Genomic DNA, 24,420 nt, shown 5'->3' with positions numbered 1-24,420 from the left:
TTTTCTGCAACAGGAGGCGCGCTGGGCCAAACGCCCCTGTCGCTTCGATGTGGTCACCGTCGATACCAGCGACGGACAATCACCACCGCGACTGGACTGGATTCAGAACGCATTCGACGCCTGATCAGCCGCCCCACCGAAGGTCATTACCGATGGACATGCAACACCGTATCCGCCAGCTCTTCCAGGCCAGCATCGAGACCAAGCAGCAGGCGCTGGAAGTACTGCCTCCCTATATCGAGCAAGCCAGCCTGGTGATGGTCAATGCGCTGCTCAACGAGGGCAAGATCCTCTCCTGCGGCAATGGCGGCTCGGCCGGCGATGCCCAGCACTTCTCCTCCGAACTGCTCAACCGCTTCGAGCGCGAACGTCCGAGCCTGCCGGCCGTGGCCCTGACCACCGACAGCTCGACCATCACCTCGATCGCCAACGACTACAGCTACAACGAAGTCTTCTCCAAGCAGATCCGCGCCCTGGGCCAGCCGGGCGACGTCCTGCTGGCGATTTCCACCAGCGGCAATTCGGCCAACGTGATCCAGGCCATCCAGGCTGCCCACGACCGCGAGATGGTGGTGGTCGCCCTGACCGGCCGCGACGGTGGCGGCATGGCTTCGCTGCTACTGCCGGAAGACGTGGAGATCCGCGTTCCTTCCAAGATCACCGCACGCATCCAGGAAGTCCACCTGCTGGCCATCCATTGCCTCTGCGACCTGATCGACCGCCAACTGTTCGGGAGTGAAGAATGAGCCGTACCGCCTTCGTCGCCGCCACCCTGGCCCTGAGCCTGGCCCTGGGAGGCTGCAGCAGTTTCCTCAGCGCCACCCGGGACAAACCGATCGACGACGATCGCGGGACCCGAACCATCGGCAGCAAGATCGACGACTCGCTGATCGAGACCAAGGCCGCGGTGAACATCGCCAAGGCCGATCCGGCCCTGGACAAGGACTCTCACATCGTCGTGGTCAGCTACAACGGCATCGTGCTGATCGCCGGCCAGACCCCGCGCGCCGACCTCAAGAGCAAGGCCGAGCAGGCCGCACGCACGGTGCAGAAGGTCAAGAACGTGCATAACGAACTGCAGGTGACCTCGCCCTCCTCCCTGCTCGCCCGCAACAACGACGCCTGGATCACCACCAAGCTGAAGACCCAGATGCTCAGCGACCCCAACGTGCCCTCGTCGCGGATCAAGGTGGTCACCGAGAACGGCATCGTCTACATGATGGGTCTGGTCAACCAGCAGGAAGCCGCCCAGGCTGTCCGCGTGGCCCAGGGCGTCGACGGGGTGCAGAAGATCGTCAAGCTGTTCGAATACATAAACTGAAGAACAGCGAACGAAAAAAAGGCGATCCTTGGATCGCCTTTTTCATTGCCCGCCGTTTACTTGACCACCTTCAGGGATGGCCTGCCACTGGGACGCGGCGGCTCATCGGACGGTCCGCCATCGTCATCGCCCGGCTCGTCGTCCACCGGCCCCGGCTGCTCCAGATCGAAGACCATGCCCTGGCCGTTTTCCCGGGCGTAGATGGCCATTACCGCCAGCGCTGGGATGTACAGGCTCTGCGCCACGCCGCCGAAACGCCCCTCGAAGCTGACCGCCTCGTTGTCCATGTGCAGATGCCGCACGGCAGAGGGCGAGACATTGAGCACGATCTGCCCATCGCTGGCATAGCCCGGAGGCACCTTTACCCCGGCGAACTCTGCATTCACCAGGATATGTGGCGTGCAATCGTTGTCGACGATCCATTCATAGAGCGCGCGGACCAGATAGGGACGGCTGGAATTCATCTTCATGTTCCTTAACGCATATCTCGTTCAACGGAAGACAGGCTGGCCCGGAAGCTTTCCCGGGCGAATCCGCGCTCCATATAGTCGAGCAACGGCTTGGCCTGCCGCGGCAACTCGATGCCCAGCAGCGGCAGACGCCACAGGATCGGCAACAGGCAGCAATCCACCAGGCTGAAATCCTCGCTGAGGAAATATGCCTTGTCGGCGAACAGCGGGGAAACCCCGGTCAGGCTCTCGCGCAGCTCCTTGCGCGCCTGGACCCGCTCGGCCTCCTTGCTGCGCGCATCCAGGATCCGATCCACCAGGGAACACCAGTCCCGCTGGATACGATGGATCAACAGGCGGCTGTTGGCACGCTTCACCGGATAATCGGGCAACAGCGGCGGATGCGGATAGCGTTCGTCGAGGTATTCCATGACCACCGTCGGCTCGTACAGCGCCAGGTCGCGATCGACGAGGGTCGGTACGCTGCCGTAGGGGTTGACCTCCGCCAGCATCGGCGGACAGCGGCCCGCCTCGATATCGATCACCTCTACCGCCACGTTCTTCTCGGCCAGGACCAGGCGGATGCGATGGCAGTAATGATCGGCAGGGTCGGAATAGCAGGTCAGCTTGTTGATTGAAGCCATGGAGCCCTCCTCGCAGGTCGACTTGTGGGAGGTGAAAAGACGCGCGCGCCCCGTAGGGCGCGCGCTTCGAAGACCAACGTGCGGGTTAGTGCACGTCCTTCCAGTACTCGCGCTTGAGGAGATAGGCGAATACGAAGAAGAAGGCCAGGTAGAGCAGGACGTAGGTACCGATACGCTCGGAGGCCAGCTTGTTCGGGTTGGCCGAATAGGCCAGGAAGGTCACCAGATTCTTGACCTTCTCGTCGAACTGGGCTTCGTTCAGCTCGCCGGTCTTCGGCACCACGGTCAACTGGTCACAAGCTTCGTGAGTCAGCGGGGTACCGGTCAACGGATCGAACTGCTTCTTGCCATCCTCGACCACCTGTACCTGCTTGCAGCCGATCACCTGGCGTCCCTGCAGGGGCGCCAGGACGTTCGGCATGCCGACGTTGGGGAAGATCACGTTGTTCACGCCCCACGGACGCTTGGGATCCTCGTAGAACGAGCGCAGGTAGCTGTACAGCCAGTCGGTGCCGCGTACGCGGGCAACCAGGGTCAAGTCCGGCGGAGCAGCGCCGAACCAGGTCTTGGCGTCGGCCGGCTTCATGCCGATGTCCATGTGGTCGCCGATCTTGGCGCCGGTGAACACCAGCTTCTCCATCATCAGATCGGTAGGAATGCCCAGGTCGGTGGCGACACGCTCGTAACGCTGGAACTTGGCGCTATGGCAGCCCATGCAGTAGTTGGCGAAGGTACGCGCGCCATCCTGCATGGCCGCCTTGTCGGTCAGGTCGATATCGACATGATCCAGTTGCGGCCCATGGCCGCCAGCGGCGAAACCCAGGACTGGCAGTACCGCCAGAATCAGTGCAGCGAATTGCTTTTTCATCAGCCAGTCACCCTTTCCGGAACCGGTTTGGTCTTCTCCATCCGGGTGTAGAACGGCATCAGGATGAAGAAGGCGAAATACAGGACGGTGCAAACGCGCGACAGGGTAGTACCCAGCGGGCTCGGAGCCTGGGCGCCGTAGTAGCCGAGGATCACGAAGGACACCGCGAAGATCACCAGCCACAGCTTGCTCAGCCAGCCCTTGTAGCGGATCGAGCGAACCGGGCTGCGATCCAGCCACGGCAGGACGAACAGCACGGCGATCGCCGCACCCATCGCCACCACGCCCATCAGCTTGTCCGGAACCGCGCGGAGGATCGCGTAGAACGGGGTGAAGTACCAGACCGGAGCGATGTGCTCGGGGGTCTTGAACTGGTTGGCCATCTCGAAGTTGGGCTTCTCGAGGAAGTAGCCGCCCATTTCCGGGAAGAAGAAGATCACGGTGCAGAAGATGAACAGGAACACCACCACGCCGACGATGTCCTTCACGGTGTAGTACGGATGGAACGCGATGCCGTCCAGCGGTACGCCGTTCTCGTCCTTCTTCTTCTTGATGTCAACGCCGTCCGGGTTGTTCGAACCGACTTCGTGCAGCGCCAGGATGTGCAGCACGACCAGGCCGAGCAGGACGATCGGCAGGGCGATCACATGCAGGGCGAAGAAGCGGTTCAGGGTGATGCCGGAGATCAGGAAGTCACCGCGGATCCACTGGGCCAGGTCTTCGCCGACCACCGGAATCGCGCCGAACAGGGAAATGATCACCTGGGCGCCCCAGTAGGACATCTGTCCCCAAGGCAGCAGGTAGCCCATGAAGGCCTCGGCCATCAGCGCCAGGTAGATCAGCATGCCGAAGATCCACACCAGCTCGCGCGGCTTCTGATAGGAGCCGTAGAGCAGGCCGCGGAACATGTGCAGGTAGACCACGATGAAGAACGCCGATGCACCGGTGGAGTGCATGTAGCGAATGATCCAGCCGTAGTCGACATCGCGCATGATGTATTCGACGGAAGCGAACGCCTCTTCGGCCGACGGCGTGAAGCTCATGGTCAGCCAGATGCCGGTGAGGATCTGGTTGACCAGCACCAGCAGCGCCAGGGAGCCGAAGAAATACCAGAAGTTGAAGTTCTTCGGTGCGTAGTACTTGCTCAGATGGTCTTCCCACATCTTGGTCGCGGGAAAACGCGCATCGACCCAAGCCATGAACTTGTTCATCAGGCTTTCTCCTGGTCCACGCCGATGGTGATGACGTCGTCAGCATCGAACGTATAAGGCGGAATCGGCAGGTTCAGCGGCGCTGGCTGGCCTTTGTAGACACGACCGGCGAGGTCGTAGTGGGAGCCGTGGCAAGGGCAGAAGTAGCCGCCCTTCCAGTCCGGACCGAGGTCGGCGGGGGCGACTTCGGGGCGGAAGGTCGGCGAGCAGCCCAGGTGGGTGCAGATGCCGACGATCACCGCCAGTTCCGGCTTGATCGAGCGAAGCTTGGGATCGACGTACTCCGGCTGCTCCGAGGCCTTGGAGTCCGGGTCGGCCAGTTGTCCTTCGAGGCTCGGCAGGGCGTCCAGCATCTCCTTCGTGCGGTGCACGATGAATACAGGCTTGCCGCGCCATTCAGCGATGATCTGCTGACCTGGATCGATCTTGCCCACGTTCACCTGCACCGGCGCGCCAGCAGCCTTGGCTTTGGCACTGGGGAACCATGACCCTACGAACGGGACCGCAGCACCCACCGCTCCCGCCGCGCCAACCACAGAGGTGGCCGCGACGAGGAAGCGACGCCGGCCTGCATTCACGCCGTCATTACTCATTCAGTCGTCTCCCATCAGCTTCAGACCTGTTCTAATCAGGCCTTTAAGTAAAAATTCGAGCCGCGCAAAAAATTCGCCAAATGGTAAAGAAAACCCCCTTTGATGACAAGGTAATAGCCTGACACAAAACGCCCGAAACCCTTGTAGGGCGCGCCCTTCGGCCATGCGACACCTTGCCGCAGAGTTAAAGCGTAGACATAAAAAAACGCCCAGCTCCGAAGAGGTGGGCGTTTTTCAGCAAGCGTCGAATTAACGCTTGGAGTACTGCGGACGCTTACGCGCTTTACGCAGACCGACTTTCTTACGCTCGACTTCACGGGCATCGCGAGTCACGTAGCCGGCCTTGCGCAGCGAGCTACGCAGGGTTTCGTCGTACTCGATCAGGGCACGGGTGATGCCGTGACGAATCGCACCGGCCTGACCGCTTACGCCACCGCCAACGACGGTAACGAAGATGTCGAACTTCTCGACGGTCTCGGTCAGCTCGAGCGGCTGACGCACGACCATGCGAGCGGTTTCACGACCGAAGAACTGATCGAGACCACGGTTGTTGATGGAAATCTTGCCAGTACCCGGACGCAGGAAGACGCGAGCGGTAGCGGTCTTACGACGGCCAGTGCCGTAATTTTGAGTCGCCGACATAATGAGCTATCCCGTTAAATCTTCAGTTCTTGGGGCTGCTGAGCGGTGTGCGGGTGGCTGGCACCCTTGTACACCTTCAGCTTGCGATACATATCGCGACCCAGAGGGTTCTTCGGCAGCATGCCTTTTACAGCGGTCTCGATGACGCGCTCAGGGGCCTTGGCGATCAGCTTCTCGAAGTTGATCGACTTGATGCCGCCCGGGAAGCCGGAGTGGTGGTAGTACATCTTGTCGGTGGTCTTGGCACCGGTCACACGCACCTGCTCGGCGTTGATGACGACGATGTAGTCGCCGGTGTCAACGTGCGGAGTGTACTCAGGCTTGTGCTTGCCACGCAGGCGGCGGGCAATTTCGGTCGCCAGACGACCCAGGGTCTGGCCGGCAGCGTCGACGACGAACCAGTCGCGCTGTACAGTTTCCGGTTTCGCGGTATAGGTTTTCATTCGTTATAGCCTCAGGGGCCGCCTGAAAATAAGACGGCGAATCTTACTGGACAGTGGTTGCCTTGACAAGTCAAGGACAGCCGAAAACAGACACGAATTGGGGCTCGGGTCGGTGTGCGTCCGTAACGACTAGATACATCGATCGGCAGGCTTGGCATCCCCCACCGATGAAAGGCTGCGGAATTATGCAGATTTCGCCAGAATTTACAACTGCATTAACCACTTAATTTCACGAGGACACCCGCATGGAGTATCGCCCGCTCGGCCGCACCGATCTGAAAGTCAGCGCCCTCTGCCTCGGCACCATGACCTGGGGCGAGCAGAACAGCGAGCAGGACGCCTTCGCCCAGATCTCCAGGGCCAAGGCCGCCGGGATCAATTTCATGGATACCGCCGAAATGTATCCGGTGCCGCCCCGCGCCGAGACCTACGCCAGCACCGAGCGCATCATCGGCAACTGGTTCCGCCGCAGCGGCGACCGCGCCGACTGGATCCTCGCCAGCAAGATCGCCGGCCCCGGCAACGGCATCAGCCATGTGCGCGACGGCAACCTCAAGTTCAACCGCCAGCACATCGTCGCCGCCCTCGATGCCAGCTTGGAGCGCCTGCAGACAGACTGGCTGGACCTCTACCAGTTGCATTGGCCGGAGCGGCGGACCAACTTCTTCGGCCAGCTCGGCTACCAGCACCAGGAAGAGAGCTTCACACCGCTGGAGGAAACCCTGGAAGTGCTCGACGAGCAGGTGCGCGCCGGCAAGATCCGCCACATCGGCCTGTCCAACGAGACGCCCTGGGGCACCATGACCTTCCTCAGGCTCGCCGAGGAGCGCGGCTGGCCGCGCGCGGTATCGATCCAGAACCCCTACAACCTGCTCAACCGCAGCTTCGAGGTAGGCCTGGCGGAAATCGCCATCCGCGAGCAGTGCGGCCTGCTGGCCTACTCGCCGATGGCCTTCGGCATGCTTTCCGGCAAGTACGCGGACGGCGCCCGCCCGGCCAACGCGCGCATCAGTCTCTACAGCCGCTTCACCCGCTACACCAACCCGCAGGCGGAAGCTGCCTGCGCGCGCTACGTGGCGCTGGCCCGAGAACATGGAATGGAACCGGCGCAGATGGCACTGGCCTACGTCACCTCGCGGCCGTTCGTGACCAGCAACATCATCGGCGCGACCTCGCTGGAACAGCTGGAAACCAATCTCGGCAGCGTCGACCTGAGGCTGGACGAGGAGGTGCTCGCCGGTATCGATGCGATCCACCGGGAGCAACCGAACCCGGCCCCCTGAGGCTCCGGGAGCCTGGCGCTGCCGCGGGTTCGGCGGACAACCGCGCGATGCGGTCGTCCGCCCCTCCCGGTGACCAGGAGCGCCTCACAGGGCCCGCGCGATGATCTCCTTCATGATCTCGTTGGTACCGGCGTAGATCCGCTGTACCCGGGCATCGGCCCAGGCCCGCGCCACCGGATATTCCCACATGAAGCCATAGCCGCCGTGCAACTGCACGCATTCGTCGAGCACCTTGCATTGCAGGTCCGTCGTCCAGTACTTGCACATGGCGGCGGTGGGTACGTCCAGCTTGCCCTGGAGATGCTGCTCCATGCAGCGATCGACGAAGACCCGGCCGACCTGGATCTCGGTAGCCATCTCGGCAAGCTTGAAGCGGGTATTCTGGAAGTCCGCCACCGACTTGCCGAACGCCTTGCGCTCGCGAGTGTAGTCGAGCGTCCATTGCAGGGCCGCCTCGGCCGACGCCAGCGCGCCGATACCGACGGTCAGGCGCTCCTGTGGCAGCTCCTGCATCAGGTAGATGAATCCCTGGCCGTCCTTGCCGAGCAGGTTCTCCCGGGGAATCCGCACATCCTGGAAGAACAGCTCGGAGGTGTCCTGGGCCTTCATCCCGACCTTCTCCAGGCGCTTGCCCTTGCTGAAGCCCGGCGTACCCGCCTCGACCACGAACAGGCTTATGCCCTTGGCGCCAGCCTTCGGATCGGTCTTCGCCACCACGATCACCAGGTCGGCGAGGAAGCCATTGGTGATGAAGGTCTTCGAGCCATTGATGACGTACTCGTCGCCATCCAGTACCGCCGTGGTCTTCACCCCTTGCAGGTCGGAACCGGCCCCCGGCTCGGTCATGGCGATGGCCGCGACCATCTCGCCGGATACCAGCTTCGGCAGGTACTTGCGCTTCAGCGCCTCGCTGCCGTAGTGGAGGATGTAGGGCGCAGCGATGTCCGAGTGCAGGGAGAAACCGATCCCGGTCAGGCCGGCCCGACCGATCTCTTCGATGACCACGGCGCTATAGAGGAAGTCCGCGCCCATCCCGCCATACTCTTCCGGCAGGTGCGAACAGAGCATTCCGGCCTCGCCGGCCTTGTTCCAGAGCGCGCGGTCGACATGCCCATCCTTTTCCCATTGGTGATGGAAAGGCACGGCTTCCTGTTCGAGGAACTTGCGCACGCTGTCGCGAAACAGTTCGTGGTCGGAGCTGAACAGGGTTCTCGGTATCATCGTGGTCACCTGGAAACGGTCTGGGATCGGGTTGGCTGCACGCGGCAGGCCTTCGACTGTAGGGAAATGCCCCGACCGACGCACTGGACAGTTGCGCCAAAAAATAAGACGATCCAGCCGCCTTTTGACCGCTTTCCCTTACTCACAACAACGATAAAAATCCATGCGCGCTCAATCCGCCCCGGTGCTGAAACATGTCGGCATCGTCGCCATCGACGGCGTCTTCGCCTCGACCCTGATGCAGGCCAAGGACTTCTTCCACATGGCCAGCCTGCGCCACGGCAAGCAGCAGGGCCTCGGCCTCCAGCCGGCCTTCCGCACCCGTATCCTCAGCCCCGACGGCCAGCCGGTACGCAGCTTCAGCGGCGACAGCATCGCCGTCGACGGTCCCCTCGCCGCTTGCGATATCGTGGTCCTGCCAGCCTTCTGGGGCGACTTCGACGCGCTCGAACGGCGCTATCCGCAAATCGTTCCCTGGTTGCGCCGCAGCCATGCCGAGGGAACCGCCCTCTGCGGCGAGGCGACCGGGGTCTTCTGGCTGGCCCAGGCAGGCCTGCTGGATGGCAAGGAAGCGACCACCTACTGGCGCTTCTATCGGGAATTCGCCGAACGCTTCCCGAACGTGCTGCTCAATCAGGAGAAGCACCTGACCGATGCCGACGACCTGTTCTGCGCCAGCGGCGTCACCTCCGCCTGCGACCTCTACATCTATCTGATCGAGCGTTTCTGCGGCGGATCGGTGGCCCAGGCGGTAGCCCGGGATACCCTCTACGAAGTACAGCGCAGCTACACCCCGGGACGTATCGGCTTCGGCGGACAGAAGCTGCACCATGACCCGACGATCCTGCAGATCCAGCAATGGCTGGAAGACCACTTCGCCGACAAGTTCCGTTTCGAGGACGTCGCCCGCGACCACGGCATGAGCATCCGCAACTTCATGCGGCGCTTCCAGGCCGCCACCGGCGACAAGCCGCTGCACTACCTGCAGCGACTGCGGATCGAGACTGCCAAGGGCATGCTCTCGAGCACGCGCAAGAGCATCAAGACGATCAGCTACGAGGTCGGCTACGACGACGCCAGCTTCTTCGCCCGCCTGTTCCGCCAGCACACCGAACTCTCTCCCCACCATTACCGTCGCCAGTTCATGCAGAAGGAAAGCTGAGCCGGACATCGCCGGGGCAGCCCGAACAGCATCGGCGCCGGCGCTTTTCCCACAGAACCTAGGATAGGTAGCCAGGTCGGCCTTCGCGGGTTCTCATGAATCCGCAGGCCCGCCGCAGACGCGGGCGTTCCGAACAACGACAAGAACGGACCTTTGCCATGCGCCTTTATCTGCTCGCCTTCCTGGCCCTCTTCGGTATGAATGCTATGGCCGCCGACAACTGGAAAGCCTTCCCCTACGACCAGAGCGCCTATGACTATCCAGGCGACAAGTTGAAGGAAGCCTGGCCGCGCCTGACCCGCGGCTTCGGCGACTATCCCTATCCGGACGCCGACTGGGTGGTGAACATGGCGACCGCCCATCCGGATGCCCTGGAAAAGACCGTGAAGGCCGGCACCGGCTTCACCGGTAAGCCGGAAGAGGCCGCACAGTATGCGGCGCGCCTGCAGGATGTCTGGCGCCTGCTGTTCCGCGGCGACTACGCCAAGGCCAAGGAGCAGGGACTGGCCCTGGGAGTCGGCGGCCAGGTACCGGCGATGTTCGCCCAGGTGCTCTACGCCATGTTCCTGGCTCCCGACCAGGCGGAGAAACAGCGCCTGCTCGAAGAGGTCATCGACTACACCGATCAGGCCGGCCCGCTGGTCAAGGCCGATATCGTCGCCCAGTTCGGCAGCGTCTACGCCAAGGCGCGCCTGGCCGAGGAGCTATCGGTACCGGTAGTGCTCAAGCGCGGCTATACCAGCGAGATCCCCAAGGAACTGGACGCCCTCCTGGCCAGGCAACCCAACCAGCCGTTCGCCCTGGCACTCTACGGCGGCTACGAGGCGGGAGTGATCCGCAAGGTCGGCAAGCTGGTCGGCAAGATGACCTACGGGGTCAGCGCAGACAAGATGGAGCAGTACTTCGCCCGCTCCTTCCGCCAGGCCAACGACCTGCCGATCGGCCACTACGAGTACGCCAACGCCCTGACCTACGTATACGGCGACGACGAGCGCGAGAAGGCCATCGCCCAACTGAAGCAGGCCGTGGCGATCAAGCCGATCAACGCCATGGAAGCCCTCGAAGTGGCCCACGCGAAGAAGCTCCTCGCCGGCTTCGAGCAGAACACCGCGCTGCGCTGAAACGCCGCGCGTCCATGAAAAAAGGGTTGCCATCGGCAACCCCTTTCTCGTTTCCGCCCCATATCAGGGCCGGTGCGGACGCGTCAGGTATTCGTGGGACTGCATTTCCAGCAGACGACTGAGGGTGCGCTGGAATTCGAACTCCAGCCGGCCACCGCTGTAGAGATCCTTGAGCTCGACCTCGGCGGAGATGATCAGCTTGACGCTGCGGTCGTAGAACTCATCCACCAGGTTGATGAAACGTCGCGCCATATCGTCCTTGGTGACGCCCATCTGCTCGACGTTGGAGATCAGCACGGCGTGGAAGATCTTCGCCAGCTCGATGTAATCGTTCTGGCTACGCGGGCCGTCGCACAGCTCACGGAATTCGAACCAGGCCACGTCGTCGCAGGTCAGGCGCGCGCGGATCTCGCGGTTCTCGATCATCAGCGCCTCGTCGCGCTGGGCCTTGGCACAGTCCGGGGTCAGGGCCTTGAAGCTGCGCGCCATCTCCTCCTCGACCTGTTCGCTGAGCGGCCAGTGGAACAGCTCGGCCTGCTCCAGCGCGCGCAGGCGATAGTCGACGCCGCTATCGACATTGACGATCTCGGTATGCTCCTTGAGCAGGGCGATCGCCGGCAGGAAACGGGCGCGTTGCAGGCCGTCCTTGTACAGGCCGTCCGGCACGATGTTGGAGGTCGCCACCAGGCTCACGCCGTTCTTGAACAGCTCTTCCAGCAGGGTGGCGAGGATCATCGCATCGGTGATGTCGGAGACGAAGAATTCGTCGAAGCAGATCACCCGCGCCTCGTCGGCGAAGCGCTTGCCGATGATGGTCAGCGGGTTCTTCTCACCCTTGAGGGTCTTCAGTTCTTCGTGCACCCGCTTCATGAAGCGGTGGAAGTGCGTGCGCACCTTCTGCTCGAACGGCAGCGACTCGAAGAAAGTGTCCACCAGGTAGGTCTTGCCACGGCCGACGCCGCCCCAGAAATACAGGCCCTTCACCGGCCCGCCGGACTTCCTGCCGAGCAGCTTGCCGAACAGGCCGGGCTTGGCGTGGTCGGCGGCGACCAGGTCATCGTAGAGGCGTTGCAGATGCTTCACGGCATTCGCCTGTGCGGCATCGTGGAAGAAATCGGGGCGTTGGAGATCGGCCTGGTAGCGCTCGAGGGGCGTCATGATCGGTAGCAATGCAACGAAAACGGGGCCGTCACTTTAGCGACGACCCCGTCTCTTGGCAATCGGCCATCCGTCGAGGATGCACCGGGGCTGCTTACTCCTGCGGTGCCAGCGCTTCGCGGGTGCGCTCGATGGCGGCGTCACGGGCGGCGGCATCGGCGAAGGCCGGGCTCTGCGCCACCGCCTCGCCATCCAGCCACAGGCCAAAGGCATTGCCCTCGGCCCGCAGGTCGGCAGTCTCGCCAGCCAGCAGGCGCTTGCTCACCGCACCGGCGGCCTTGCCGTCGGCGAAGGCGCGGGACAGCAGCAGCTGTTCGCCGGCGGCGTCCAGCAGGCGGAAGCGGAAGCTGCCGTCGTCGTCGCGGAAGCTGACCAGGCGCGCAGCCTTGGCGGCCTTCTTCTTGCCGCTCTCGGGACTTTTCAGCGGCTCGCGCAGGGAGCGCAGGCCGACTGCCTCGCGCAACTCGGCAATGAATGGAGTGGCGATGCGGCGCGCCTTGGCGGCACCGGCGAGGAGAATGTCCTCGATATCGTCCGGCTTGGCGATCAGCGCCTGGTAACGCTCGCGAGCCTCGCCCAGTTCGTTGTCGAGCAACTGGAACAGGCGCTGCTTGGCTTCGCCCCAGGCCAGGCCGTCGAGCAGTTCCTGACGGAACGCGGCGACCTGTTCGGCGCTGGCGAAGGCCGAGTAAAGAAGGAACAGGTGCGAACTGTCCGGGTCCTTCGGCTCGCCCGGCGCGCGCGAGTCGGTGACGATGCGTGCGATGGCGTCCTTGAGCTGCCTGGACGGGCTGAACAGTGGAATGGTGTTGTCGTAGCTCTTGGACATCTTGCGCCCGTCCAGGCCCGGCAGGGTGGCGACGTTTTCCTCGATCACCGCTTCGGGCAGGACGAAGAACTCGCGGCCGTTGCCGAACAGGTGGTTGAAACGCTGGCCGATGTCGCGGGCCATCTCCACGTGCTGCACCTGGTCGCGGCCGACCGGGATCTTGTGCGCGTTGAACATCAGGATGTCCGCGGCCATCAGCACCGGATAGCTGTAGAGGCCCATGGTCACGCCGGCGTCCGGGTCTTCGCCGGCCTCGACATTGCGGTCCACCGCGGCCTTGTAGGCATGCGCGCGGTTGAGCAGTCCCTTGGCACTGACGCATGTGAGCAGCCAGGTCAGTTCGGGAATCTCGGGGATGTCCGACTGCCGGTAGAAGGTCGCACGCTCGACGTCCAGGCCGCCGGCCAGCCAGGTCGCGGCGATTTCCAGGCGCGAGCGCTGGATACGAGCGGGATCGTCGCACTTGATCAAGGCGTGGTAGTCCGCCAGGAAGTAGAACGAATCCACGTCGCTCCGACGGCTGGCGAGGATCGCCGGGCGGATGGCGCCGGCGTAGTTGCCCAGGTGCGGAGTGCCGGTAGGAGTGATGCCGGTCAGGATACGAGTAGTCATGCGATACCAGATGTCAGGCAAAGAAAAGAATGGCGCGCCGGATGGTAGCAGGGCCGGCGCGACGACGTCAGTCCTGCAGGCGTGGCAGCAGCAGGTCCTTCAGGTCGATCAGCTTGCCATGGAAGAAATGTCCGCTTTCTGCCACCCGCAACAGCTCGTGCGGTCGTGCCAGGGACTCGCTCCAGGCATATACCGCGGCCGGCGTGACCACGTCGTCGTCCTCCGGCTGCACCACGGTCAGCGGGCAGCGCGCAGGCAGGTTGACCGCGAAGCGCTCCACCGGCGGTGCGATCATGAACAGCCGCGCCAGCCCGACGCCCTCCGCTTCCAGGCGACCCGCCAGATTGCCGGCAACGCAGGAGCCGAAGGAAAAGCCCATCAGTGTCAGCGGCAGCCCCGGATGGCGTGCCAGCAACCAGCGCGCGGCGGCCTCGGCGTCGTCGATCTCGCCGATCCCCTCGCCATAGCTGCCGGCGCTCTGGCCAACGCCCCGGAAGTTGAAACGCAGGGTCGCCAGGCCGGCATCGCGGGCGCTGCGTTGCAGAGTGGCGACCACCTTGTTCTGCATGGTGCCGGCGAACAGCGGGTGCGGATGGCAGACCAGGGCGATGCCGCGGGCATCGGGCAGATCGAGGTGCAGGGCTTCCAGCGGCCCGCAGGGGCCATCGATGGATACAGGGATTTCGCGGGTAGACAAACAGGAACTCCGTGACCCCGGCTCGGGTCGACTCGTCTAGCAGATTACTCCAAGCGACACAGGCACTTACTCGCGTGCCGTGGTATACAGCTCGGACTCAAGCCGTTAACGTAAAGCAAAGCCGTCTATAGAGGAAGGATTCGCGTGGAACAGTCGCTCACCGCCTGGCTGCTGCCGGCCCTCGCCCTGGTCGCCGGGGTCGCCATCGGTTTTCTGATCGCTCGCCTGCTGCCCAACGCCGCGCCGAACAAGGTGCAACGCCAGATGGACGACCTGCAGGACCGCTTCGACAGCTATCAGCGCGAAGTCGTGACCCATTTCAACACCACCGCCAGCCTCGTGAAGAAGCTGACCCAGAGCTACCAGGACGTGCAGGAGCACCTCTCCGACGGCGCCCAGCGCCTGGCCCTGGACGAACAGACCCGCCAGCGCCTGCTGGCCGCGCTGCATGCCGACGAGGCCTACCCGGCCGAGCGCCGCGAGCGCCTGACTCCGCCGGCCTCCGGCGAAGTGCCGAAGGACTATGCGCCGAAGAGCCCGGACAGCCCCGGCACCCTCGACGCCACCTACGGCCTGAAAGGCAAGTACTGACGCGCTGCGCGAACCTGCCGACGCCCATGAAAAAGCCCCGCATCCGCGGGGCTTTTTCATGGCTGCGAGACGATCAGATCGCCTGGCGTTCGCGCAACAGGTCGAGCACCTGCTTCACGCCGTCCTCGACGCTCAGCGCCTGGGTATCGATTACCAGGTCGGCATCCAGCGGCACGTCGTAAGGGAAGGACTCGCCGGGGATGTTGTCCTGTCCCGCCGCGTACAGTCCCTGTGGGTCGCGTTCGCGGCAAACCTGCGGCGACGCCTGCACATAGACGGTGATCAGGCGCTCGGCGCCGATCAGCGCCCTGGCCTGCTCGCGCCCTTCCGCGCTCGGCGCGACGAAGGCGCAGAGGCTGATCAACCCGGCCTCGTTGAACTGCTTGGCGACATGGGCGGTACGCAGCCAGTTCTCGGTGCGTCCGGCGCGGTCCTGCGGCAACCCCTTGTTCAGGTCGTGGCGCAGGTTCTGCCCGTCCAGCACGTAGACCGCGCGGCCCATATCGAACAACTTGCGCTCCACGGCATAGGCCAGGGTGCTCTTTCCGGCGCCGGAGAGGCCGCTGAACAGTACGGTCGCCGGCTGCTGGCCGAAGCGGCCGGCACGCTCCTCGCGCGTCACATGGGCATTCGAGCCGTGATGTGCACTGCTGCCATGGGCCGCCGGCGGAGCGGAGATGATCATGCCGGCACCAACGGTGCCGTTGGTCAGGCGATCGATGACGATGAAGGCGCCAGTGGTGCGATTCTGCTCATAGCCATCGAGCGCGATGGGCGCGTCCAGGCTGACCTTGACCCTGGCAATCTCGTTCAGCTTCAGCTCGCTGCCCGGGGTCCGCTCCAGGGTATTCACGTCCACCTTGTGGACGATGCTCGGAATCGAACCCGGCACATAGCTGGTAGCGCGCTTGATATCGTACTTCTTGCCCGGAAGCATCGGCTCCTCGGCCATCCACACCAGCATGGCATCGAAGCCGTCGGTGACCAGCGGGCGATTGTCGGCATGCACCAGCATGTCGCCGCGGGAAACGTCGATCTCGTCTTCCAGGGTCAGGGTGACGGCCTGGCCGGGACCGGCCTGCTCCAGTTCGCCCTCGAAGGTGACGATGGATTTCACCTTGCTGCCCTTGCCGGACGGCAATGCCACCACTTCGTCGCCCTTGCGCACCACGCCGCTGGCCAGGGTGCCGGCGAAACCGCGGAAGTTCAGGTTCGGCCGGTTCACGTACTGCACCGGGAAGCGCATGTCATCGAGGTTGCGGTCGGCGGCGATCTCGACGGTTTCGAGGATTTCCATCAGCGACTGGCCGGCGTACCAGGGCGAACGCTCGGACTTGTTGACCACGTTGTCGCCCTTGAGCGCCGACATCGGCACGAAGTGCAGCGAACTGGTCTTCAGACCGATCTTCTCGGCAAAGGCCAGGTAGTCGGCCTTGATCTGTTCGAAGACACCCTGGTCGAAGTCCTTCAGGTCCATCTTGTTGATGGCGACCACGATATGCCGGATACCCAGCAGGGACGCGATGAAACTGTGCCGGCGGGTCTGGGTCTGCACACCGTAGCGGGCATCGATCAGGATGATCGCCAGGTCGCAGGTCGAGGCACCGGTAGCCATGTTGCGGGTGTACTGCTCATGGCCGGGCGTGTCGGCGATGATGAACTTGCGCTTGGCGGTGCTGAAGTAGCGGTACGCCACGTCGATGGTGATGCCCTGCTCGCGCTCGGCCTGCAGGCCGTCGACCAGCAGCGCCAGGTCGACGTCGTCGCCCGTGGTGCCGACTTTCTTCGAGTCGCGGGTGATGGCCTCCAGGTGATCCTCGTAGATCATCTTGGAGTCGTGCAGCAGGCGCCCGATCAGGGTGCTCTTGCCGTCATCGACGTTGCCGCAGGTAAGGAAGCGCAGCAGTTCCTTGCGTTCGTGCTGCCCCAGGTAGGCGAGGATGTCCTCGCTGATCAGATCGGATTGATGAGACATGCTGCGTATCCTCAGAAATAGCCCTGACGTTTCTTTTCTTCCATCGAACCGGCCTGGTCATGGTCGATGACCCGGCCCTGGCGTTCGGAAGTACGCGTCAGGAGCATTTCCTGGATGATTTCCGGCAGCGTGGTGGCGCTGGACTCGACCGCGCCGGTGAGCGGGTAGCAGCCGAGGGTACGGAAGCGCACCATGCGCTTCTCGATGCGGGCTTTCTCTTCGTCAGAGAGATGCTCGAGGATGCGCTCGTCGTCGATCATGATCAACGTGCCGTTCTTCTCGATAACCTCGCGCTCGGCAGCGAAGTACAGCGGGACGATCGGGATGCCTTCCAGGTAGATGTATTGCCAGATGTCCAGCTCGGTCCAGTTGGACAGCGGGAAGACGCGGATCGACTCGCCCTTCTTCACCTTGCCGTTGTAGATGTTCCACAACTCGGGACGCTGGTTCTTCGGGTCCCAGCGGTGCTTGCCGTCGCGGAACGAATAGACCCGTTCCTTGGCCCGCGACTTCTCCTCGTCGCGGCGCGCGCCGCCGAAGGCAGCGTCGAAACCGTACTTGTCCAGGGCCTGCTTGAGTCCCTCGGTCTTCATCACGTCGGTGTGCTTGGCGCTGCCGTGGGTGAACGGGTTGATGCCCTGGGCGACGCCGTCCGGGTTGACGTGGGTGATCAGGTCCAGGCCCATTTCCTCGACCATTCGATCACGGAACCTGTACATCTCCTGGAATTTCCAGCGGGTGTCCACGTGCATCACCGGGAAGGGCAGCTTGCCGGGGAAGAAGGCCTTGCGGGCCAGGTGCAGCATGACCGCGGAATCCTTGCCGATCGAGTACAGCATCACCGGGTTATCGAACTCGGCGGCCACCTCGCGGATGATGTGGATGCTTTCCGCCTCCAGCTGTTTCAGGTGCGTCAGTTTGTCGACCATGGCTACTCACGGAATTGCTTATGGACGGCCGTCGGGCCGTAGACGAACGCGCACTCTATCACAGCGCAAGGCTCTAAAAGATTCGCCATTTATACCGAAAAAATATACCCATATAGCCATCCGCGCTCAGCCTCGCAGCCGGCGCAAACACTGATGTCGAGAGGTTTTCCAGGGGCGTTTCGCAGACCGGGCGGACAAAGCTGTGACGGCGTCGTCCCGGACCGGACAAAGCCGTCGCCGCGACCGCGAGCAGACGGTCCGCCCCCTTTCGGCGGCTCGACTTGTACGCCAGCGGCACTGCGCTAGCATAGCGGGCATCGTCATTCCGCCAAGAAGACCCCAGATGCGCCGTACCGCCCTCGCCCTGCCCCTGTTCCTTCTGGTCTCAGCATGCAGCAGCGAACCGACGCCACCACCGAAATCCGCCGCCAAACCCCAGGCCCGCACCGTCATTTCACCCCGCCCCGTACGCCAGTCGGTGCAACCGATACTGCCGTTGCGCGGCGATTACGCGAACAATCCGGCGGCACAGCGCTTCATCGACAGGATGGTCAGCCAGCACGGTTTCAACCGCCAGCAACTGCACGACCTGTTCGCCCAGACCCAGCGCCTGGACTGGGTGATCCGCCTGATGGACCGGCAAGCCCCGACCTATACCCCACCCAGCGGACCGAACGGCGCCTGGCTGCGCTACCGGAAGAAGTTCGTCACGCCGGGCAACGTACAGAACGGCGTGCTGTTCTGGGACCAATACGAAGCCGACCTGCAACGGGCATCGCGCGTCTACGGCGTGCCGCCGGAGATCATCGTCGGCATCATCGGCGTGGAAACCCGCTGGGGGCGTGTGATGGGCAAGACACGGATCATCGATGCGCTGTCCACCCTGTCCTTCTCCTACCCTCGCCGCGCGGAATTCTTCAGCGGCGAACTGGAGCAATTCCTCCTCCAGGCGCGCAAGGAAGGCACCGACCCGCTGGCCCTGCGCGGTTCCTATGCCGGCGCCATGGGTTACGGCCAGTTCATGCCGTCTTCATTCACCAAGTACGCGGTGGACTTCGATGGCGATGGGCATATCGACCTGTGGAATCCGCGTGACGCCATCGGCAGCGTCGCCAACTATTTCAAGCAGCACGGCTGGGTCAGCGGCGATCGCGTGGCGGTTCCCGCCAGCGGCCGGGCGCCCTCGCTGGAGGATGGCTTCAAGACGCTGTACCCGCTGGACGTGCTCGCTTCCGCCGGACTGCGCCCGCAGGGTCCGCTCGGCGGCCACCGGCAAGCCAGCCTGCTGCGCCTGGACATGGGCAGGAACTACCAGTACTGGTACGGCCTGCCGAACTTCTACGTGATCACCCGCTACAACCACAGCACCCACTACGCGATGGCCGTCTGGGAACTGGGCAAGGAAGTCGACCGGGTGCGTCACCGCTCCGTCGTCAGGCAGGATTAGGACAGTCGATGAACAAGTGCTCGATGGCGAAGCGCTTGCCCAGGTAGTCGCCCAGCGCCTGTACCCCGTAGCGCTCGGTGGCATGGTGTCCGGCGGCGATGAAGCTGATGCCGTTCTCCCGCGCGCTGTGCACGGTCTGCTCGGAAACCTCGCCGGTCAGGTAGGCATCGACGCCAGCGGCGATCGCCTGGTCGATATAGCCCTGGGCGCCGCCGGTGCACCAGGCAATGCGCCGGATCGGCTGCCCGGCGTCGACCAGAAGCGGCTCGCGCCCCAGCGCATCACGCACATGGCGGGCGAAATCGGCAGGCTGCATCGGCTCGGCAAGCGAACCGAGGAGAACGATGGAGCGCGGATCGCCCGGTTCCAACGGCCCTTCCACGTCGAAGCCGAGCTGCCGGGCGAGCTGCACGTTGTTGCCCACCTCCGGGTGCAAATCCAGCGGCAGGTGGTAAGCGAGCAGACTGATATCGTTGTTCAGCAGGGTCTTCAGGCGCCGCTGCTTCATGCCGACCAGACACGGGTTCTCGCCCTTCCAGAAGTAGCCGTGATGCACCAGCACCACGTCCGCGTCGGCCTCCACGGCAGCATCCAGCAGCGCCTGGCTGGCAGTGACCCCGCTGACGATCCGCCGCACCTGCGGCCGGCCTTCGACCTGCAGGCCGTTCGGGCAGTAGTCCTGGATGCGCGCGGCATCCAGATAACGGTCGGCCTCTTCGACCAGGGTGTTCAGGGCGATAGCCATGCAAATTCCTCTTCATTCAGGCAGGGCGCGCCGCTCCTCTAATGGACGGCTTCCCCCTATAATGGGCGCCACCTTATCGGCCGCTTTTCGGCCTCGCAACCCCAAGGACTTTCCCGATGCCCAAGGCCCTGCGTTTCCTCGGCTGGCCCGTGCTGGTCGGCGTGCTGCTGGCCCTGCTGATCATCCAGCACAACCCCGAGCTGGTCGGCCTGCCACGCCAGGAGGTGCACGTCGAGCAGGCGCCTCTGCTCAGCCGCCTGCAGGAAGGCCCGGTGTCCTATGCCAACGCGGTGAGTCGAGCGGCTCCGGCAGTGGCCAACCTGTACACCACCAAGATGGTCAGCAAGCCCTCCCACCCCCTGTTCGACGACCCGATGTTCCGCCGCTTCTTCGGCGACAACCTGCCACAACAGAAGCGCATGGAGTCGAGCCTCGGCTCGGCGGTGATCATGAGCGCGGAAGGTTACCTGCTGACCAACAACCACGTGACCGCTGGTGCCGACCAGATCATCGTGGCCTTGCGCGACGGCCGCGAGACCATCGCCCAGTTGGTCGGCAGCGACCCGGAAACCGACCTGGCCGTGCTGAAGATCGACCTTAAGAACCTGCCGGCGATGACCCTCGGCCGCTCCGACGGCATTCGCACCGGCGACGTCTGCCTCGCCATCGGCAACCCGTTCGGCGTCGGCCAGACCGTGACCATGGGCATCATCAGCGCCACCGGACGCAACCAGCTCGGCCTGAACACCTACGAAGACTTCATCCAGACCGACGCGGCGATCAACCCCGGCAACTCCGGTGGCGCACTGGTGGACGCTGCCGGCAACCTGATCGGCATCAACACGGCGATCTTCTCCAAGTCCGGCGGTTCCCAGGGTATCGGCTTCGCCATCCCGACCAAGCTGGCCCTGGAGGTCATGCAGTCGATCATCGAGCACGGCCAGGTGATCCGCGGCTGGCTCGGCGTCGAGGTCAAGGCGCTGACCCCGGAACTGGCGGAGTCGCTGGGCCTCGGCGAAACCGCCGGGATCGTCGTCGCCGGTGTCTATCGCGACGGCCCGGCGGCGCGCGGCGGCCTGCTGCCGGGCGACGTGATCCTGACCATCGACAAGCAGGAAGCCAGCGACGGCCGCCGCTCGATGAACCAGGTGGCGCGCACCCGTCCGGGACAGAAGATCAGCATCGTGGTGCTGCGCAACGGACAGAAGGTCAACCTGACCGCCGAGGTCGGCCTGCGTCCGCCGCCGACACCGGCTCCACAGCAGAAACAGGACGGCGGCGAGTGATCCCCGCCATTGAAAACGGCGCCCTCGGGCGCCGTTTTCGTATCACTTCAGGAAGTGCAGGGCGTCCAGTAGCGCCTGGTTCTGCTCCGGACTGCCGATGGTGATACGCAGGAACTGGTCGATCCGCGCCTGCTTGAAATGGCGGACGATCACTCCCTGCTCGCGCAGGGTCGAGGCGATCTGCCCGGCATCGTGCCGCGGATGACGGGCGAAGACGAAGTTGGCGGCCGACGGTAGCACCTCGAAGCCCAGCGCCTGTAAAGAGGCGCTCAACGCCTCGCGGCTATCGATCACTGCCTGGCAGGTCCGACGGAAATAGGCGTCGTCCTCGAAAGCCGCCGCCGCGCCGGCGATCGCCAGGCGATCCAGCGGGTAGGAATTGAAGCTGTTCTTGATCCGCTCCAGCGCCTCGACCAGATCGGCATGGCCGACCGCCAGGCCGACCCGCAGGCCGGCCAGGGAGCGCGACTTGGACAGCGTCTGGGTGACCAGCAGGTTCGGGTAGCGATCGACCAGGGCGATGGCGCTCTCCCCGCCGAAGTCGACATAGGCCTCGTCGACCACCACCACCGAATCCGGCGACGCCTTCAGCATCGCTTCGATGGCGTCCAACGGCAGCAGGCAGCCGGTCGGCGCGTTCGGATTGGGGAAGATGATTCCGCCGTTGGGCCGCGCGTAGTCTTCGACGCGGATGCGGAACCTTTCATCCAGCGCGATCTTCTCGTGCGCGATCCCGTACAGGCCGCAATAGACCGGGTAGAAGCTGTAGGTCACGTCCGGGAACAGCAGCGGCAGGTCGTGTTGGAACAGGCCATGGAAAATGTGCGCCAGCACCTCGTCGGAGCCGTTGCCGACGAACACCTGGTTGGCCTGTACGCCGTAGTGCGCGGCGACCGCCTGCTTCAACCGCTCGCCGTTGGGATCGGGATACAGGCGCAGGTCGTCGTTGAGTTCCGCCTGCATCGCGGCGAGCGCCAGTGGCGACGGACCGTAGGGATTCTCGTTGGTGTTCAGCTTGACCAGCCGCGACAGCTTCGGCTGCTCGCCCGGCACATAGGGCACCAGGTCCTTGACGAAGGGACTCCAGAATTTGCTCATGCTCAGGCCTCCTTCTCGTCGAGGATGCGGTATTCGGCACTACGCGCGTGGGCGGTCAACGACTCGCCGCGAGCCAGCACCGAGGCGGTGCGACCGAGGACCGAAGCGCCCTCGGCCGAGCAGTTGATGATCGACGAACGCTTCTGGAAGTCATATACCCCCAGCGGCGAAGAGAAACGCGCGGTACCGGAGGTCGGCAACACGTGGTTCGGGCCGGCGCAGTAATCGCCCAGGGCCTCGGCAGTGTAGCGGCCCATGAAGATCGCGCCGGCATGGCGGATCTCCGGCAGCCAGCTTTCCGGATCGGCCACCGACAGCTCCAGGTGTTCCGGGGCGATGCGGTTGGCGACCGCACAGGCCTGGGCCTGGTCGGCGACCTGGATCAGCGCGCCGCGCCCCTCCAGGGAGGTGCGGATGATCTCGGCGCGCTCCATGGTCGGCAGCAGGCGAGCGATGCTGTCCGCGACGCGGTCCAGGAACGCCGCGTCCGGACTGACCAGGATCGACTGGGCGTCTTCGTCGTGTTCGGCCTGGGAGAACAGGTCCATGGCGATCCAGTCGGGATCGGTCTGGCCATCGCAGACCACGAGGATTTCCGAGGGACCGGCGATCATGTCGATGCCGACCTGGCCGAACACGTGACGCTTGGCGGTAGCCACGTAGATGTTGCCGGGGCCGACGATCTTGTCCACCCGCGGCACGCTTTCGGTGCCGTAGGCCAACGCGGCCACGGCCTGCGCCCCGCCGATGGTGAAGACACGGTCGACGCCGGCGATGCAGGCGGCGGCGAGGACGATCTCGTTGATCTCGCCGCGCGGGGTCGGTACGACCATGACCACTTCGGACACCCCGGCAACCTTGGCCGGGATCGCGTTCATCAGCACCGAGGACGGGTAGGAGGCCTTGCCGCCCGGCACATAGAGCCCGGCGCGGTCCAGCGGGGTGACCTGCTGGCCGAGTACCGTGCCATCGGCCTCGGTGTAGCGCCAGGAACCCTGCTTCTGCTTCTCGTGGTAGCTGCGCACGCGCTCGGCGGCGACTTCCAGGGCTTCGCGCTGGGCTACGGTGATACGGGTGAGAGCCAGCTCCAGGCGCTCGCGCGGCAGGATCAGGTCGGCCATCGAGGCGGCCTGGAGGCCGTCGAAGCGCTGGGTGAACTCCACCACGGCGGCGTCGCCACGGCTGCGTACGGCGGCGATGATGTCGAGGACGCGCTGGTTGACCGAGTCGTCGGAGACACTTTCCCAGCTCAGCAGATGATCCAGATGACGCCCGAAGTCCGGATCAGCGGCATTGAGTCGACGGATAACGAAGGGAGCGGTCATAGCGAGCCTCTTTTATGGATGGCGTTGTCTCGGGCGCCGCTAGACTACCAAGCCCACCGTGCGGGCACCCGAGAAAATTTGGCTATGACACGGATAGGCAGGTGCGGCGCGGAGCCGCACGGGTATCAGTGACGGTGTCGCGCCTCGACGGCGTCGCGCAGGGTATCGATCAGCGACTGGATGCGGCCGTGCTGCATCTTCATCGAGGCCTTGTTGACCACCAGGCGCGAGCTGATCGTGGCGATCAGCTCCTGGGGCTCCAGGCCGTTGGCGCGCAGGGTGTTGCCGGTATCCACGACGTCGATGATCTTGTCGGCGAGCCCGACCAGCGGCGCCAGCTCCATCGAGCCGTACAGCTTGATCACGTCGACCTGGCGGCCCTGCTCGGCGTAGTAGCGCTTGGCGACATTGACGAACTTGGTGGCCACCCGCAGGCGTCCCTTGGGTTCAGGCGCGCCAATGGCGCCGGCGGTCATCAGCTTGCAGTTGGCGATACGCAGGTCCAGCGGTTCGTAGAGTCCCTGGCCGCCGTACTCCATCAGCACGTCCTTGCCGGCCACGCCGAGATCGGCGGCACCATGCTCGACGTAGGTCGGTACGTCGGTGGCGCGTACGATGAGCAGGCGCACATCGGGCAGGGACGTCGGGATGATCAGCTTGCGGCTCTTGTCCGGGTTCTCCGACGGCACGATGCCCGCCGCTGCGAGCAGCGGCAGGGTATCGTCGAGAATCCGGCCCTTGGACAAGGCGATGGTCAGCATTTGCGCGAC

The 24,420-nt window shown here is 64.0% G+C and carries 25 protein-coding genes and 1 pseudogene; 9 read left to right on the top strand and 17 right to left on the bottom strand.

From position 1 onward, the window contains the following. From HMPREF2886_RS34230 to HMPREF2886_RS06310, 3 genes and pseudogenes are all read left to right on the top strand, one after another. Positions 1 to 124: pseudogene (locus HMPREF2886_RS34230) on the top strand (YraN family protein); the annotation flags it as partial. Between the two features lie 28 nt (positions 125 to 152). Continuing rightward, positions 153 to 746, top strand: coding sequence for a phosphoheptose isomerase (locus tag HMPREF2886_RS06315; RefSeq protein ID WP_012077201.1), 594 nt, complete (start codon positions 153 to 155; stop codon positions 744 to 746). After that, positions 743 to 1,321: a BON domain-containing protein gene (locus tag HMPREF2886_RS06310; protein ID WP_003094151.1), complete on the top strand. Its 579-nt coding sequence runs from the start codon at positions 743 to 745 to the stop codon at positions 1,319 to 1,321. Before HMPREF2886_RS06315 ends, HMPREF2886_RS06310 begins: the two co-directional genes overlap by 4 nt. A gap of 56 nt (positions 1,322 to 1,377) precedes the next feature. Here the strand turns inward: HMPREF2886_RS06310 and HMPREF2886_RS06305 are convergent, their stop codons facing one another. From HMPREF2886_RS06305 to rplM, 7 genes are all read right to left on the bottom strand, one after another. Beyond that, the gene (locus HMPREF2886_RS06305) at positions 1,378 to 1,785 is read right to left on the bottom strand and encodes a ClpXP protease specificity-enhancing factor (RefSeq protein ID WP_003094153.1); all 408 of its coding nucleotides are present in this window, start codon (positions 1,783 to 1,785) and stop codon (positions 1,378 to 1,380) included. An 11-nt stretch (positions 1,786 to 1,796) separates the two neighbouring features. Beyond that, the gene (locus HMPREF2886_RS06300; RefSeq protein WP_003094155.1) at positions 1,797 to 2,414 is read right to left on the bottom strand and encodes a glutathione S-transferase N-terminal domain-containing protein; all 618 of its coding nucleotides are present in this window, start codon (positions 2,412 to 2,414) and stop codon (positions 1,797 to 1,799) included. An 85-nt stretch (positions 2,415 to 2,499) separates the two neighbouring features. Then, the gene (locus tag HMPREF2886_RS06295) at positions 2,500 to 3,282 is read right to left on the bottom strand and encodes a cytochrome c1 (RefSeq protein WP_003455493.1); all 783 of its coding nucleotides are present in this window, start codon (positions 3,280 to 3,282) and stop codon (positions 2,500 to 2,502) included. Next, positions 3,282 to 4,493, bottom strand: coding sequence for a cytochrome b (locus HMPREF2886_RS06290; protein WP_003094159.1), 1,212 nt, complete (start codon positions 4,491 to 4,493; stop codon positions 3,282 to 3,284). Before HMPREF2886_RS06290 ends, HMPREF2886_RS06295 begins: the two co-directional genes overlap by 1 nt. Continuing rightward, positions 4,493 to 5,086 (bottom strand): ubiquinol-cytochrome c reductase iron-sulfur subunit, encoded by a 594-nt coding sequence (gene petA / locus HMPREF2886_RS06285; RefSeq protein WP_003100631.1) that lies wholly within the window; start codon positions 5,084 to 5,086, stop codon positions 4,493 to 4,495. Before petA ends, HMPREF2886_RS06290 begins: the two co-directional genes overlap by 1 nt. 249 nt (positions 5,087 to 5,335) lie before the next feature. Next, positions 5,336 to 5,728 (bottom strand): 30S ribosomal protein S9, encoded by a 393-nt coding sequence (rpsI, locus tag HMPREF2886_RS06280; RefSeq protein WP_003098810.1) that lies wholly within the window; start codon positions 5,726 to 5,728, stop codon positions 5,336 to 5,338. A gap of 14 nt (positions 5,729 to 5,742) precedes the next feature. Continuing rightward, the gene (gene rplM / locus HMPREF2886_RS06275; protein WP_003094164.1) at positions 5,743 to 6,171 is read right to left on the bottom strand and encodes a 50S ribosomal protein L13; all 429 of its coding nucleotides are present in this window, start codon (positions 6,169 to 6,171) and stop codon (positions 5,743 to 5,745) included. Between the two features lie 245 nt (positions 6,172 to 6,416). On the opposite strand from rplM, the gene HMPREF2886_RS06270 reads away from it, so the two are divergent. Then, the gene (locus tag HMPREF2886_RS06270; protein ID WP_033970547.1) at positions 6,417 to 7,454 is read left to right on the top strand and encodes an NADP(H)-dependent aldo-keto reductase; all 1,038 of its coding nucleotides are present in this window, start codon (positions 6,417 to 6,419) and stop codon (positions 7,452 to 7,454) included. Between the two features lie 84 nt (positions 7,455 to 7,538). Here the strand turns inward: HMPREF2886_RS06270 and HMPREF2886_RS06265 are convergent, their stop codons facing one another. Next, positions 7,539 to 8,684, bottom strand: coding sequence for an acyl-CoA dehydrogenase family protein (locus HMPREF2886_RS06265; protein WP_003120905.1), 1,146 nt, complete (start codon positions 8,682 to 8,684; stop codon positions 7,539 to 7,541). 253 nt (positions 8,685 to 8,937) lie between these two features. On the opposite strand from HMPREF2886_RS06265, the gene HMPREF2886_RS06260 reads away from it, so the two are divergent. Next, on the top strand, positions 8,938 to 9,837 hold the full coding sequence (locus HMPREF2886_RS06260) for a GlxA family transcriptional regulator (protein WP_003120906.1): 900 nt from the start codon (positions 8,938 to 8,940) through the stop codon (positions 9,835 to 9,837). 158 nt (positions 9,838 to 9,995) lie between these two features. Next, positions 9,996 to 10,958: a hypothetical protein gene (locus HMPREF2886_RS06255; protein ID WP_033970545.1), complete on the top strand. Its 963-nt coding sequence runs from the start codon at positions 9,996 to 9,998 to the stop codon at positions 10,956 to 10,958. Between the two features lie 63 nt (positions 10,959 to 11,021). On the opposite strand, the gene zapE is transcribed toward HMPREF2886_RS06255, so the two are convergent. From zapE to HMPREF2886_RS06240, 3 genes are all read right to left on the bottom strand, one after another. After that, positions 11,022 to 12,116 carry a cell division protein ZapE gene (gene zapE, locus HMPREF2886_RS06250; protein ID WP_003094297.1) on the bottom strand — a complete coding sequence of 365 codons (1,095 nt, stop codon included), beginning with the start codon at positions 12,114 to 12,116 and terminating at the stop codon, positions 11,022 to 11,024. A 94-nt stretch (positions 12,117 to 12,210) separates the two neighbouring features. After that, positions 12,211 to 13,557 carry a tryptophan--tRNA ligase gene (locus tag HMPREF2886_RS06245; RefSeq protein WP_033970543.1) on the bottom strand — a complete coding sequence of 449 codons (1,347 nt, stop codon included), beginning with the start codon at positions 13,555 to 13,557 and terminating at the stop codon, positions 12,211 to 12,213. Between the two features lie 67 nt (positions 13,558 to 13,624). Then, entirely contained in the window at positions 13,625 to 14,254 is a 630-nt protein-coding gene (locus tag HMPREF2886_RS06240) for an alpha/beta hydrolase (RefSeq protein ID WP_033976420.1), read from the bottom strand. A 144-nt stretch (positions 14,255 to 14,398) separates the two neighbouring features. Here HMPREF2886_RS06240 and HMPREF2886_RS06235 point away from each other — a divergent pair, with 144 nt between their 5' ends. Beyond that, positions 14,399 to 14,845, top strand: coding sequence for a Z-ring associated ZapG family protein (locus tag HMPREF2886_RS06235; protein ID WP_003094304.1), 447 nt, complete (start codon positions 14,399 to 14,401; stop codon positions 14,843 to 14,845). Between the two features lie 73 nt (positions 14,846 to 14,918). Here the strand turns inward: HMPREF2886_RS06235 and cysN are convergent, their stop codons facing one another. Both cysN and cysD read right to left on the bottom strand, forming a co-directional pair. After that, positions 14,919 to 16,820 (bottom strand): sulfate adenylyltransferase subunit CysN, encoded by a 1,902-nt coding sequence (cysN, locus tag HMPREF2886_RS06230; RefSeq protein WP_033970542.1) that lies wholly within the window; start codon positions 16,818 to 16,820, stop codon positions 14,919 to 14,921. 11 nt (positions 16,821 to 16,831) lie between these two features. Next, on the bottom strand, positions 16,832 to 17,749 hold the full coding sequence (cysD, locus tag HMPREF2886_RS06225; protein WP_033970541.1) for a sulfate adenylyltransferase subunit CysD: 918 nt from the start codon (positions 17,747 to 17,749) through the stop codon (positions 16,832 to 16,834). Positions 17,750 to 18,092: 343 nt separating this feature from the next. On the opposite strand from cysD, the gene mltB reads away from it, so the two are divergent. Then, positions 18,093 to 19,196, top strand: a complete 1,104-nt coding sequence (gene mltB / locus HMPREF2886_RS06220; RefSeq protein WP_033970539.1) for a lytic murein transglycosylase B — start codon at positions 18,093 to 18,095, stop codon at positions 19,194 to 19,196. Here the strand turns inward: mltB and HMPREF2886_RS06215 are convergent. Further along, on the bottom strand, positions 19,183 to 19,941 hold the full coding sequence (locus HMPREF2886_RS06215) for a Nif3-like dinuclear metal center hexameric protein (RefSeq protein WP_033970537.1): 759 nt from the start codon (positions 19,939 to 19,941) through the stop codon (positions 19,183 to 19,185). The genes mltB and HMPREF2886_RS06215 overlap by 14 nt on opposite strands. 116 nt (positions 19,942 to 20,057) lie before the next feature. Here HMPREF2886_RS06215 and algW point away from each other — a divergent pair, with 116 nt between their 5' ends. Next, complete coding sequence (algW, locus tag HMPREF2886_RS06210) at positions 20,058 to 21,227, top strand: Do family serine endopeptidase AlgW (protein ID WP_033970535.1); 1,170 nt, start codon at positions 20,058 to 20,060, stop codon at positions 21,225 to 21,227. Between the two features lie 42 nt (positions 21,228 to 21,269). Here algW and hisC read toward each other — a convergent pair whose 3' ends face one another. From hisC to hisG, 3 genes are all read right to left on the bottom strand, one after another. Then, the gene (gene hisC / locus HMPREF2886_RS06205; RefSeq protein ID WP_033976418.1) at positions 21,270 to 22,325 is read right to left on the bottom strand and encodes a histidinol-phosphate transaminase; all 1,056 of its coding nucleotides are present in this window, start codon (positions 22,323 to 22,325) and stop codon (positions 21,270 to 21,272) included. Between the two features lie 2 nt (positions 22,326 to 22,327). Continuing rightward, positions 22,328 to 23,650, bottom strand: a complete 1,323-nt coding sequence (gene hisD / locus HMPREF2886_RS06200; RefSeq protein ID WP_033970531.1) for a histidinol dehydrogenase — start codon at positions 23,648 to 23,650, stop codon at positions 22,328 to 22,330. 125 nt (positions 23,651 to 23,775) lie between these two features. After that, positions 23,776 to 24,411, bottom strand: a complete 636-nt coding sequence (gene hisG / locus HMPREF2886_RS06195) for an ATP phosphoribosyltransferase (protein WP_003094331.1) — start codon at positions 24,409 to 24,411, stop codon at positions 23,776 to 23,778. Between the last annotated feature and the right edge of the window lie 9 nt (positions 24,412 to 24,420).

Source organism: Pseudomonas sp. HMSC066A08 (assembly GCF_001813025.1).
GTDB lineage: Bacteria > Pseudomonadota > Gammaproteobacteria > Pseudomonadales > Pseudomonadaceae > Pseudomonas > Pseudomonas aeruginosa.
The sequence above is the reverse complement of the archived record's forward strand: the minus strand, read 5'-3'. Positions and strand labels throughout refer to the sequence as shown.

Coding starts and splice junctions, on each gene's coding strand:
- HMPREF2886_RS06260 (WP_003120906.1), top strand. CDS start 8,938: ATGGCCAGCCTGCGCCACGGCAAGCAGCAGGGCCTCGGCCTCCAGCCG.
- mltB (WP_033970539.1), top strand. CDS start 18,093: ATGCGCCGTACCGCCCTCGCCCTGCCCCTGTTCCTTCTGGTCTCAGCA.
- algW (WP_033970535.1), top strand. CDS start 20,058: ATGCCCAAGGCCCTGCGTTTCCTCGGCTGGCCCGTGCTGGTCGGCGTG.
- hisG (WP_003094331.1), bottom strand. CDS start 24,411: ATGCTGACCATCGCCTTGTCCAAGGGCCGGATTCTCGACGATACCCTG.
- cysN (WP_033970542.1), bottom strand. CDS start 16,820: ATGTCTCATCAATCCGATCTGATCAGCGAGGACATCCTCGCCTACCTG.
- HMPREF2886_RS06245 (WP_033970543.1), bottom strand. CDS start 13,557: ATGACTACTCGTATCCTGACCGGCATCACTCCTACCGGCACTCCGCAC.
- cysD (WP_033970541.1), bottom strand. CDS start 17,749: ATGGTCGACAAACTGACGCACCTGAAACAGCTGGAGGCGGAAAGCATC.
- HMPREF2886_RS06295 (WP_003455493.1), bottom strand. CDS start 3,282: ATGAAAAAGCAATTCGCTGCACTGATTCTGGCGGTACTGCCAGTCCTG.
- HMPREF2886_RS06305 (WP_003094153.1), bottom strand. CDS start 1,785: ATGAATTCCAGCCGTCCCTATCTGGTCCGCGCGCTCTATGAATGGATC.
- HMPREF2886_RS06270 (WP_033970547.1), top strand. CDS start 6,417: ATGGAGTATCGCCCGCTCGGCCGCACCGATCTGAAAGTCAGCGCCCTC.
- HMPREF2886_RS06310 (WP_003094151.1), top strand. CDS start 743: ATGAGCCGTACCGCCTTCGTCGCCGCCACCCTGGCCCTGAGCCTGGCC.
- HMPREF2886_RS06255 (WP_033970545.1), top strand. CDS start 9,996: ATGCGCCTTTATCTGCTCGCCTTCCTGGCCCTCTTCGGTATGAATGCT.
- hisD (WP_033970531.1), bottom strand. CDS start 23,650: ATGACCGCTCCCTTCGTTATCCGTCGACTCAATGCCGCTGATCCGGAC.
- HMPREF2886_RS06290 (WP_003094159.1), bottom strand. CDS start 4,493: ATGAACAAGTTCATGGCTTGGGTCGATGCGCGTTTTCCCGCGACCAAG.
- rpsI (WP_003098810.1), bottom strand. CDS start 5,728: ATGTCGGCGACTCAAAATTACGGCACTGGCCGTCGTAAGACCGCTACC.
- rplM (WP_003094164.1), bottom strand. CDS start 6,171: ATGAAAACCTATACCGCGAAACCGGAAACTGTACAGCGCGACTGGTTC.
- zapE (WP_003094297.1), bottom strand. CDS start 12,116: ATGACGCCCCTCGAGCGCTACCAGGCCGATCTCCAACGCCCCGATTTC.
- HMPREF2886_RS06300 (WP_003094155.1), bottom strand. CDS start 2,414: ATGGCTTCAATCAACAAGCTGACCTGCTATTCCGACCCTGCCGATCAT.
- petA (WP_003100631.1), bottom strand. CDS start 5,086: ATGAGTAATGACGGCGTGAATGCAGGCCGGCGTCGCTTCCTCGTCGCG.
- HMPREF2886_RS06215 (WP_033970537.1), bottom strand. CDS start 19,941: ATGGCTATCGCCCTGAACACCCTGGTCGAAGAGGCCGACCGTTATCTG.
- hisC (WP_033976418.1), bottom strand. CDS start 22,325: ATGAGCAAATTCTGGAGTCCCTTCGTCAAGGACCTGGTGCCCTATGTG.
- HMPREF2886_RS06315 (WP_012077201.1), top strand. CDS start 153: ATGGACATGCAACACCGTATCCGCCAGCTCTTCCAGGCCAGCATCGAG.